Source organism: Pararobbsia alpina (assembly GCF_902859895.1).
In the GTDB taxonomy this organism is placed as follows: Bacteria; Pseudomonadota; Gammaproteobacteria; order Burkholderiales; family Burkholderiaceae; genus Pararobbsia; species Pararobbsia alpina.
The window spans coordinates 1-10,762 of sequence record NZ_CADIKM010000080.1 but is presented as its reverse complement, the minus strand read 5'-3'; the positions used below and the strand labels follow the sequence as shown (position 1 = coordinate 10,762).

The window sequence follows — 10,762 nt, the reverse complement described above, 5'->3', positions numbered from 1 at the left end:
AGGCGGTTGCTGGCCATCGATGCCCAAGGTGCGTCTTAAACGCGCCGATCCTTGCAAAACGCGCCTTCCAAAGGCTGTCGAGACCCGCTATTCAGCATCGGCAGTGCCCGCCGGCCGATCGTCGCATCCATTCGCACGTCGACCGGCTATGCGATGCGTATTGGTCAGCGTGTCCCTAGAGCTCGCGCATGCGTTGCACGGCCGGAATACGCGTTTCGCGAAGCGCGCCGGTCACTGCCAGGACGACCGAGACAAACGCCACGCTGACCAGGGCAGCCAGATAGCGCCACGGTACGCTCAAGAACTCGGGCGGGGGATCGAACACCCCCGTCAAAAGCTTGACCAGCATCCAGGCGAGTGCAAAACCGGTCAGCGTCCCGACACCGGTCCCGGCAGCAAAGACCAGCAGTGCTTCACTCCAGAGAAACGCGCCAAGCTGACGAGGTTTGGCGCCGAGGGCGGACAGAATGGCGAAAGTGCGCCGCCGGTCGGCCAGTCCGAGGGCCAGAATAAGGCCCGTGGCGCCTGCCACCATCAAAATGGCGAAGCCAAGTTCCAGTCGACTCAGCCCGCCTAGGTCGACCGCGGTCAGACTGGATCCGATGATGTGCTGGACTTGGCCCAGGTCGGTGACCTTGACCCCCGGTAGCGCGGCGACCACGGCCCGCGCAGCCGACGCCACTTGCCCGGGTGCCTTGGATGTCTTGAGCAGCACGACTTCGGCCCCGTCGGCATCAGTGTGTTGGGCCACGTAACGCGCATTCGCCACCAGGAACGAATCGCGCGGCGCGGTCGGGAACTCACGCACGACGCCGATGAAACGGAAAGCGACAACGTGATACTGGTGATCCTTTGCGTTTTGGAGTCGCAGATTGAGGGTATCGCCGACATGCAGCTGGAAGTCGTTGACGGTTTCCTCCGAAACGAGAACGCCATCGGCGGTGCGTGCGAGCAGATCCAGGGTTTTTTGGGCGTTCCCACCCGCAAAAAACGCATTGGACAGACTGGTCGCCTCGCCGATGTGCGTCGGATCGATCCCATACAGGTCTTGCAGGTCGGTGGCGACATAGGCCAGCCGGTGTTGCATCGGTTGGACAGCGCTCACGCCAGGTAAAGCGGACAATTCCTTGAGTTTCGTCGAGGCGGGTGTCTGCGGCGTGCCGGTGACCGTCACGTCCGCCCCATTCGTTAGTTGGGCATCGACGAGCGCCTGCGCGTTATAGGTTGTGTTGAAGACGGCAGTCGACACCGCAAAAGCAAACGCTAGTGCCACCAAGGCGATGCCCTGCGTCATGCGTTTCCGTTGTCGGCTCATGGCGGCAGCCACGACGCCAGACAGGGATCCCGCGATCGGCGCCAGCCATTTGGCCAGGCGTTCCTGACCGCGTTTGAGTCCGGCCAGGCACACTCTGACCGTCAGCAGAGCAAGGCCCAGCCATAGCAGGAGCGGTGCGAGAAATGCCAGGTAATCCACCGATGACGACGGCATGCCCTCAGCGGCTAGCACGACCTGATAACCCGTGCTCGAGGTTCTCCAGAAAATGAGGGCCGAGAGGGCGATGAGAATGAAATCGAGCCCGATCCTCTGCAACAGTCTGGCGCGATCCTGGCCGACGGCCATTCGGGCCGCCATAACCGTCGTCTGTCTGGCATCGATCCATGCCGTCGCGAGCATGGCGGCGGGAGCCAGCAGAGAGCCAGTCAGGGCCGCGGCAGCGATCCAGCCGATGGTAGACGCGGCAAACATGCCAACGCCGAGAACAAGGCGAGTCAAAGCCGTGGCCAGCAGCAGTCCGGCGATAGTGCCGCCTATTCCTACGCATGCTGCTTCGACAGCCGCCAGTTTCATGATTTGCGCGCCCGAAGCGCCCCGGATTCGCAACAAAGCCTGATCGCGCTGGCGTCGGCCGGCGCCGGAAGCCACCACCGCCATCGTCAGCAAAGCCGCCAGCAGGGCCCCCGGCGCACCCAGAAAGAGAAACAGCACTTCGGCATACAGCGCGTCACTGCGTGCCGCGTCGAGCCTCGCCGCCAGATTGTCCGCGACGATGCCGCTGCCCGCGATGCGCGCTTCCAGGTTTCGCGCGGCACCCTGCACCGCCACAAAAGCCGCCTGCGGATCGGCTGAAAGGCTGTCATGCGTCAGCCGGACGTGCAACTGGACGCGAATCGAATCCGGCCTGATGGCCGCCTGCGGGTCGAACAGGCGGTGCCATTCGTCCCTCGGCATCAGCAGAACATTGTCCGGTGGCGCTTGCGGCGCCGCGTTGGCTGGCATCCCGACCGCCTGGAATAGCGAATCGGCATACGGCAGGTCGACGATCCCGGCCACCCTGACGTCGAGCGGCGCGAGGCCGAGACGATGAATCGTCACCGCATCGCCGACTGTCACATGTAAGTTGGCGGCTGTTTGCTGAGTGATTAGAACGCCATCCAGGCTGCCGAGCAGTGTGCGGAACTGCGCCGGATAGTCGCCGATATAGGAGGCCGTGATGCCAAGCACCTTACCGTTGCCCGTGGTCTGTACGGTTGCGCCGGTATGAGCCTCGAAGCCGTTGACATCGGCGTAGCTGACCGCTTGCAGACGGGCAACGGCGGCGGCTTTTCCGATGGCCGCCGCCACCGACTGAACGGTTGTCCCGGGGACCAATTGCACCTGCCAGTCAACCGGCACGCCGGCAACGGCGCGGCGCGTCATGGAGGCTGTACTCTGGGCCAGAAAGGCGCCGAGCGCCGCGAGCAGTGCCACGGCCACCGCAACGCCCGCCGCAGCCCCCGCGAGGCGGGCCATGAGTGCCTTGACGAGGCCGAGCAGCCACAGCCTGCTCATAGGGTACCCGCGCCATGGACGGTTTCGGTGAGCGTGCCGTGCTCCATGTGCCAAATCCTCTCCATGCGCTCAGCTACCGCCGGATCATGGGTGGCAATGACGAGCGCCGTGTCAGTGCCGGCCAGATGGGCCAACAGCGCATCGAGCAACACGCGGCCAGTCGGCTGATCGAGCTGGCCGGTCGGTTCGTCGGCCAGGATCACGCATGGGGTCCCGACAATCGCCCGCGCCATGGCGACCCGTTGCATCTGGCCACCAGATAATTCTTCGGGCAGTTTGCGTGCCAGATTCTCAAGCCCGAAGGTAGCCAGCGCAGCCATGACCACCCGGTCGATATCGCACGTCGCTTTCGCCATGAGCAGTGGCAGCGCCACGTTTTCACTCACCATCAACGGCTCCAGCAAGCTTGGCGCCTGAAACACCAGCGCAATCTTTTCGGGCAGAAGCGTGTCCGCGCGGCCGAGCGCGGGCCAGGTGACCGTGCCGCTGGTCGGCACATCGAGTCCGGCCATGAGGTGCAACAAGGTCGACTTGCCGCTGCCGGAGCGGCCGAGGAGTGCGACCCGATCGCCCGCGCGCAGGCGGAACGTCGCGGAAGCGACGGCGGCGATAGAAACTCCGCCTTGCGGGTAGCGCCGGCCAACCGCCTGGGCCTCGATCAGGGCGTCAGTCATGAGTGATGCGTCCATCTCGAATGCACAGAAGCCGGTCGGCGTGGGCCGCGAGTGCGGTACTGTGGGTCGCGATCAGGATCGCGCCCCCCGCGCGGCACCGTTCTCGCAAATGCGTCAGGATGGTGGCTTCGGTCATCGCATCCACTTCCGCCGTCGGTTCGTCCGCAAGCAACACGCGGGGATTCGCCGACAAGGCCACCGCCAGCCCGGCACGTGCTGCCTCGCCCCCCGACAGTTGCGGCGGGTGCGCGCGGCGTTGCCGGGTCAGCCCCATCACTTCCAGCAGGTGGTCGACTCTCCGTCGATCGGACAGACCGGCCAGCGACATCTGCAGCCTCATATTGGCCTCGACCGTCAGGTGTTCGAACAGGTTTCCCGACTGCATCAGAATACCGAGGTGCCGAGCCCGCAAAGCGGCGCGAACCGCGTCCGGTCGGCGCGACATACGCACCCCCATCACTTCGACATACCCGCCATCCGGCTCATCCAGGCCGGCGAGACAAGCCAGCAGCGTGGATTTGCCGCTCCCCGACGGCCCGATCAGCGCGACGAATTCCTCTGCCTGGAGCCGCAGCGAGACGCCGCGCAACGCAACGGTTTCGTCCTCGCCGCTATGGTAGAAACGGTAGAGTTCAAACGCTTCCAATCGCCGCGCTTCAGCGCCATTGGAAGGAATTCGACATGAGTTTCCATTGGTCGGCATTGTCAGCTCCGAACGGCGCGGAGAGATCGAGGGTGGCCAGCTTGCCGCCCCCGTATATCAGATAACGGTTGCTTTCCAGGCGCAGCTGCTTGTTGGTGACCGGGTTGGGTTCGGAATTCGATGTGTAGACGATCAGCAGCGCCGGACCTGATCGAAGGGCTACCTGCCTGACCGTCTCGATCTTGACCGCACGACCACCCTTGAGCAGATCTGCGGCCTCATGATCGGCCACGGACCCAGCCATCGGAGCATGGGCAGCGGGCGCGATGGTGACCTCGACCGTGTTGTACTTGTCCGCAAACTTCGCCCCGTCGCGGCGCTCCGTTCGCGCCCAGCCCTCCGGCACCTGGAGCGAGAAACCCAATGGCGACGTATAGGTCAAGAAGACCTGGGTGTCCGGAATGTCGCCGGGGGGATTCTGTTCCAGCGCGAGCGCGCGTTCTGCTGCCCTGACTGGCGTAACCGCAATTTGCGCACTGCCGATCAGGGCAGCGAACGCAAAGATGACTGCGGACACCCCCCGGGAGGTACCGCCTGATCCGAATGCTGTCTTGCATGGCGACTCCCTAACGACTAGAGGTTTGGCGTCGCTACTTCTGCCACACAAAAAGCAACCGTGCGTGCGTGCCCCGCTTGATTTCCACCACGCGCTGTTGGGTTCGCCATGACGGTCAACGCTGACGCTATAGTTTCCTGCGGGCAATTTCACGAGGAGGAAAGGACCGTCGGAAGTGGCGCTGAACACGGTCTTGCCTGCGTGATCTTTGACGGCCACCTTGACGTCCGACATATATTCATTCTGGGGCACCGCTTTGCGAGCAAATTCCAACGCGAGCGGATAGTGCGCCGCGATGTGCTTGATCGCGGCCACCTCATCCAGCCCGATGCCGCCGCTGACATACACGCCTTGCAATTGTTCCGGTGGAGCAGTTGTTTGTGCACTCGTCAGCGGAACTGCCGTTGCCAGACTTGCGGGGACCAGGGTGGCCCCCAACGCGAGTGGGAGGCGTTTCATGGCGAACCTCCTGAGGAAAACGGTAGCCATCAAACCGACGCATATGCCGGACATGCGGCCGGACCCACACCACTATCAGTAACGCCAACTATTTTTCTTTCATTTCCTGTGCCTTGGTTTCCGTTCTTTCATGCGTTGGGTTCTCGCTTTTCTCTTCCTCATTTCCCGATTCTTACCCTCCTTCTGGTAGTGTTTGGCAGGTGCGGCGGCTTGGGCTGGGGAAGCCGTTGGATTGTCAGTAGTTTGTTCATTGCGACTTCTTCACGAAGCCTAGTCCTGCGACGTTTTTGCTCAGGCGCGCACGTCAGAACCCGGCCCTCTCGCACCGATCGGTCGATGGTGCGGCAGATAGATTCATGCGATAGCCGGTTATTCCTCGGCTTCCTCTTCGTCGCTGGGCGTGTCCACATGCACCACGGCCCCGTTGCCGGCATCGACTTTGACGTCCTTAATCGCATTGCTGGCCGTCTTGATCTCCACGCTGTACACCAGGTTGCCGTTCTCGTTGTCGAGGGCGACCCTGCGCAAGGTCCCGGGTACCTGGGCCAGCGCGGCTGAGGTCGCCCGAGTCGCATCAATCTTCGCCAGCGTGGCGAGCTTGGCCGCTTCTCTCCGCTCTCCATTCCGCTGGTCCGGCACCTTGATGCTGGATTGATAGGCCGGGGATTGGGTTGTCCCGTCCCCGGCCGCATAAGCGCTGCCCAGCAGCCCGACCCCCAGCGTGAGCGCGCCCAAGGCCATACCCAGCGTTTGCTTCCTTCGCCTACCGTTCATTGTCAATACGCCCTAAGCGCCTCGTTGACTGTGCAAGACCGACCCTAGACCGATATCCGATCGCAGCCTCTCGCCTCATGGATACTCATGGACAGGAAACGGCATGTCGGCCCCACACAAGCTATATTGATCGCTGAATCTTGCCAGACCCTTTCCCAGTCATTACATTCTTGTAATGTTTGGTGGATCGTCGGCAGGCGCTGGGCGCTCGGCGGCGAAGATGATGGGAAGCATGAGGGTGAAGACGGATCCCGCGCCAGGCGTGCTCGACGCCTCGACCCGACCCTTGTGCGCTTCGACGACGGCCTTCACCAGGCTCAGGCCCAGCCCCAGGCCGCGCTGCGAGCGGCTGTGATCGCCACGGTACAGGCGATCCCAGATTTTCGTGAGTTCGTCGCGCGTCATGCCGATCCCGGTGTCGGTGACGCAGATCACCATCATGTTCTGCCGGCAGTGGGCATGCACCTCGATGCGTCCACCCTGCGGCGTGTACTTGATGGCGTTATCCAGCAGATTCGCCATCACCTGGCGCAAGCGGTTGCGATCAGCCGTCAGCCAGATTGGCGCCGGTGTGATGATCGAGAGGGTGATGGCTTTTTCTTCAGCCACATACTGGAAGAGTTCGACGGCATCAGCCAACAGGTCCGCGATGTTTACCGGTGTCAGGTGCAATTTGAGCGTCCCGGTCTCGGCCTCGGAAATGTCCATCAGGGTGTTGAGCATCTGGAGCAACTGATCCGACTCCTCCACGCAGTCGGCCAGCGCCTCCCGGCTACCAGTCGGCTCGCCCTCCGAGCGCAGGGCGAGCTCCGCGATGCCGCGGATTCGCGCCACCGGCGTGCGCAGATCGTGGGCGACGTTGTCGAGCGCGTTGCGCATGCCCTGGATTAACGTCGAAATCCTGTTCAGCATGTCGTTGAACAGCATCCCCAGTTCGTCCAGTTCATCGCCGATCTGGCGGATCGGCACGCGGGCCCCCATGGCGCCTGCCTCGATCGCGTGGACGGTCTGAATGAGCTGGCGAATCGGCCGCAGGGAGCGCCGCGCGAGGAAGGCTCCGCCGAGCACGCCGATCACAACCATCGGAATCATGACGCCGGCAACGATCCAGCCAAAGCTCTCCAGCACGCTGTCGCGCTCCTCCGTACTCTTGCCGACTTGCAGCAACTCTTGGTCGGGCAGGTGGAGGCTAGCGATCTCCAGAACGGCCTCATCGTCTTTGGCTGGCAGCCGAATTAAGGCCCCGGGATCGGCCAGCGGCGCGTGTTCGAGACGGTTCAGGTCGAACTCGGCCCATTGATCGGGAATCTCGACGAAGACCGTGGTATTGCGCGGCCCGGCAATGCGGATAAAGAACGGCTTTCCTTGCCGCAGCCTGGATTCAAGGGCGAGCTCCTTCTTGACCCCCACGAGGTTCGTGGCTTGGTACTGCGCCGCCAATTGGTGAAGCCGCTGCTCAATGCTGTTGCGATCATGCTGGCGCAGGGTCGAGGCCAAAAGAAAATACGCGAGCGCGAACAGCGAGGCGGTGCTGAGAATGAAGCAGGCCGAGTACCAGAGCGCGAGCCGAAAGCTGATCGCATTCCGAAGAGAATCAAGGCCCTTTGAGAACATACCCAAGCCCGCGGATGGTATGAATCATCTTCACCGGAAAATCCCGGTCAATCTTGTTGCGCAGGCGGCAGACCAGCACGTCGACGACATTGGTCTGGGGATCGAAACGGTAATCCCAGACATGCTCCAGAATCATCGACTTGGAGACCGGGCGGTTCGCATTGCGCATCAGGTATTCGAGCAGGGCAAGCTCGCGCGGCTGCAGCTCGAGCGGTTGTCCGGCCCGTCGCACCTCGCGCGTGAGCAGATCCAGCACCAGTTCGCCCACGCTAAGCCGGGCCGGTTCCGAGGCTCCGCTGGTGCGACGAATCAGCGCCTGGATGCGCGCGAGCAACTCGGCCAGCGCAAACGGTTTTATCAGGTAATCATCACCGCCCGCCTGAAGGCCTTTGACACGGTCATCGACGGTGCGTTTGGCGCTGAGGATGATGACCGGCGTGGCGATCTTGTTGCGGCGCAGTGTCTCGATGAGCGACAGTCCATCCAACCAGGGCAGCATGATGTCGACGACAGCCGCGTCATAGGGGGTGGTGAGCGCCCGCTCAAGCCCGCTCGCCCCATCGCCCGCATAGTCGACCGCGAAGCCGGCCTGCTGCAGCGCCTTGGTGACAAACGAGCCAATCGTTCTGTCATCTTCCACGACCAGAACGCGCATGACATCAGTCCTTCCTCACCGGCCCCATGTTGATTCTCACCGAATTCTGCCCCACCGTTTTCATCTAAATTTGCCCCCCCAGACAGCATAGTGCGTCTATTCGGTGGGGATAACGCTTGGCTGTCATCCGGCGGGCGTTGAAGCACGCATCGGCTCCAGCCTGGATGGCGCCATCGTCCCTATCAAGCGCGAGGACCATGTCCAGAAAACGATAGTTTGACGAACACGCAACTGAGAAATCATTGTTCGGCAACGCTCGGATACTCAACTTCGTCATCGCTATCTTCGCCGTCATTGGCTTCATCGCGATGCTCGGCACGTCGGTGATGCACGTAAGCATGATGCACGGCATGTGGTCTTGCAGTGAGGCGATGCGTCTCTGGCGATAGCGCTAGGAGCCTGTCGGACTTTCCGTGCCCCACCACGCAATTGCCTAAATAGTGGCCATATTTCGTGAGCTACAGAGCAGTCAAACGGTTGCTGCTTCCGTTTTGAGTCGTTTGACCGCCCTGTAGCGCGCTTCGGTTGTTCAAGTCCGACAGGCTCCTAGACTTTGGAAAGGAGAGTTGCAATGAGAAATCGGATAACAAGGACTTTGTTCGGTGGTGGCACCCATGGGCCGCACCTTGAGCTTGCCCCCGAAAAACGAACTTTGGGTAAGTACTGCAGGAGCAGTCCGTTGGTATTCCCGTTCGTGCCACGCTGCGACGGGCTCTGGGGATGGTAAATAGTCGCCGCCGGATAGCTACAGAGTTTGTCGGTCACGATCTTGCGCGGCACTTCGGAACCCGGGGCCAGCACGCGCTCGAAAAACCGCATGGCTGCTGCCTTGTCGCGACGCTTCTGCAGCAGAATATCGAGTTCGGTGCCGTGTTGATCGGCTGCTCACGCCGCGCAGCGTCACAAACACTTCGTCCAGATGCCACGTGGTGCCGGGCTTGCGACGTGCAGCTTTTACACGATGCGCAAAACCCGCACCGAATTTGTCGCACCAGCGCCGGATCGTTTCATAGCTCACGATCACGCCGCGCTCGAAGAGCGATGAAACTGCGGCCGGAAAGCCATGACCGTGATAGAGCGATTTAGCATTCTTCATCAGATGATATTACGCGACCATAAGCCCGCCCGCGCGCTTGCCTAGAAAATCCGCGCTGCGCTCCCGCGGCGGGAAAACGGAATAGCGCAAATTGTCTTCGACTGAGCCGTCGTTCATCGCTGGTCGTTGCGCGATATAGCTCACGCGGCGGCGAAAGGCCGGGATGTCGTGGCGCCCGACGGGAGCGTGGCGCCAGGCGAGGACACCGCCATCGAGCCGGTCGAGCAGGGCGAGCGTACGCATGAATACGCTCTTGCCCGAGCCGGCCGGGCCAACGATGACGACGCGGTCGCCTTCGCAAAGCTTGAAGTCGGTGGGCGACAGCAGGGTCCGGTTGCCCTCGCCGCTGCGGCGCGTGACGCCGGAGGTGGAGAGAAGTACGTTGTCGGTGTGGAGCATGGGGTTCGCCGCAGCGGGTATGTTCAGTCTGAACGCTCGACGGCGCGCAGTCCTTCGACTCTTACAACAAGACCCCCCGCGTGGCCGCGCTTGCGAATCGACAACGTGGCCCGATGGCGCAGGGCGATCTGCCTCGCGATCGCGAGACCGAGGCCCGAGCCCAGCTGCGTCACGCCTTCGCCTCGATAAAAGCGGTCGAACAAGCGCTCGATTTCGCCTTCTTCGATGCCGGGGCCGTTGTCCGATACCTCGATGCAGACGTCGTGGCCGTCGCGCTCGATCGATACGTCGACCTTGCCGCCGCGCGGGGTGTAACGGATGGCATTGTCGACGAGATTGCCGAGCAGCACACCGAGTGCATGCCTTTCCCCGTCGATCAGGCAAGGTGCCGCGTCGGCGGACAACTCCGAGGGTTCGAGCCCGAGGTCGATCTGCTTTTGCTCGGCGAGAATCGAAGCGTCCGCGACGATCTGGGCAGCCAGCGCATGAAGATCGAATGATGCCGTCAGCGCGGGCATGGCGGCATCTTCACGGGCCAGCGTGAGCAGTTGATTGACGAGGTGGATGGTCCGCTTGAGGCGTTCGTCGAGTTTCGCGAGTACGGCCGGGTCGCCGCTCACCGTCCCGGCACGCACGGCGAGTTGTAGCTGCAACTGCAGCGCGGTCAGCGGCGAACGGAGTTCATGGGCGGCATCGGCGATGAACGTGCGCTGGCCCGGGAGTGCGAGGTCGAGCCGCCTGAGCAAGTCGTTGAGGCTGTCGACGAGGGGGCGCAGTTCGACGGGCACGTGTTCGGGCGGATCGATCGGATGGAGCACATTCGCCGAGCGCGCGCCAAGCGCGCGCGCGAGTGCGTGCACGGGGCGCAGCCCGCGGCTCACGACAACCAGGACGAGGATCAGCGCACCGGGCAATAGCAGCGCAAGCGGCCACAAGGTCCGCGCGGCGAGCCGCAGGCCGAGGTCGTTGCGCACCGAGATGGGTTGCGCGACCTGGACGAAG

At 62.6% G+C, this 10,762-nt stretch carries 9 protein-coding genes and 1 pseudogene; all 10 read right to left on the bottom strand.

All coding sequences use genetic code 11. The features are described 5' to 3' along the window. Positions 1-175: 175 nt before the first annotated feature. A complete protein-coding gene (locus tag HV670_RS28340; RefSeq protein ID WP_217478546.1) occupies positions 176-2,791 on the bottom strand; it encodes an ABC transporter permease in 2,616 nt (871 codons plus the stop codon). 35 nt (positions 2,792-2,826) lie between these two features. Further along, a complete protein-coding gene (locus tag HV670_RS28335) occupies positions 2,827-3,504 on the bottom strand; it encodes an ABC transporter ATP-binding protein (protein ID WP_175108280.1) in 678 nt (225 codons plus the stop codon). Beyond that, entirely contained in the window at positions 3,497-4,150 is a 654-nt protein-coding gene (locus HV670_RS28330; RefSeq protein WP_217478545.1) for an ABC transporter ATP-binding protein, read from the bottom strand. Before HV670_RS28330 ends, HV670_RS28335 begins: the two co-directional genes overlap by 8 nt. A gap of 10 nt (positions 4,151-4,160) precedes the next feature. Continuing rightward, complete coding sequence (locus tag HV670_RS28325) at positions 4,161-5,222, bottom strand: carboxypeptidase-like regulatory domain-containing protein (RefSeq protein WP_175108278.1); 1,062 nt, start codon at positions 5,220-5,222, stop codon at positions 4,161-4,163. Between the two features lie 369 nt (positions 5,223-5,591). Continuing rightward, entirely contained in the window at positions 5,592-5,996 is a 405-nt protein-coding gene (locus tag HV670_RS28320; RefSeq protein WP_175108277.1) for a PepSY domain-containing protein, read from the bottom strand. A gap of 162 nt (positions 5,997-6,158) precedes the next feature. Beyond that, positions 6,159-7,610, bottom strand: a complete 1,452-nt coding sequence (locus HV670_RS28315; protein ID WP_175108276.1) for a sensor histidine kinase — start codon at positions 7,608-7,610, stop codon at positions 6,159-6,161. Beyond that, entirely contained in the window at positions 7,591-8,265 is a 675-nt protein-coding gene (locus tag HV670_RS28310) for a response regulator transcription factor (RefSeq protein ID WP_175108275.1), read from the bottom strand. Before HV670_RS28310 ends, HV670_RS28315 begins: the two co-directional genes overlap by 20 nt. Positions 8,266-8,979: 714 nt before the next feature. Continuing rightward, a pseudogene (locus HV670_RS28300) lies at positions 8,980-9,361 on the bottom strand (DDE-type integrase/transposase/recombinase); the annotation flags it as partial. Between the two features lie 9 nt (positions 9,362-9,370). Further along, complete coding sequence (locus HV670_RS28295; RefSeq protein WP_175108273.1) at positions 9,371-9,760, bottom strand: ATP-binding cassette domain-containing protein; 390 nt, start codon at positions 9,758-9,760, stop codon at positions 9,371-9,373. Between the two features lie 23 nt (positions 9,761-9,783). Then, positions 9,784-10,762, bottom strand: a 979-nt coding sequence (locus HV670_RS28290; RefSeq protein WP_175108272.1) for a sensor histidine kinase, incomplete at its 5' end; no start/stop codon positions are given.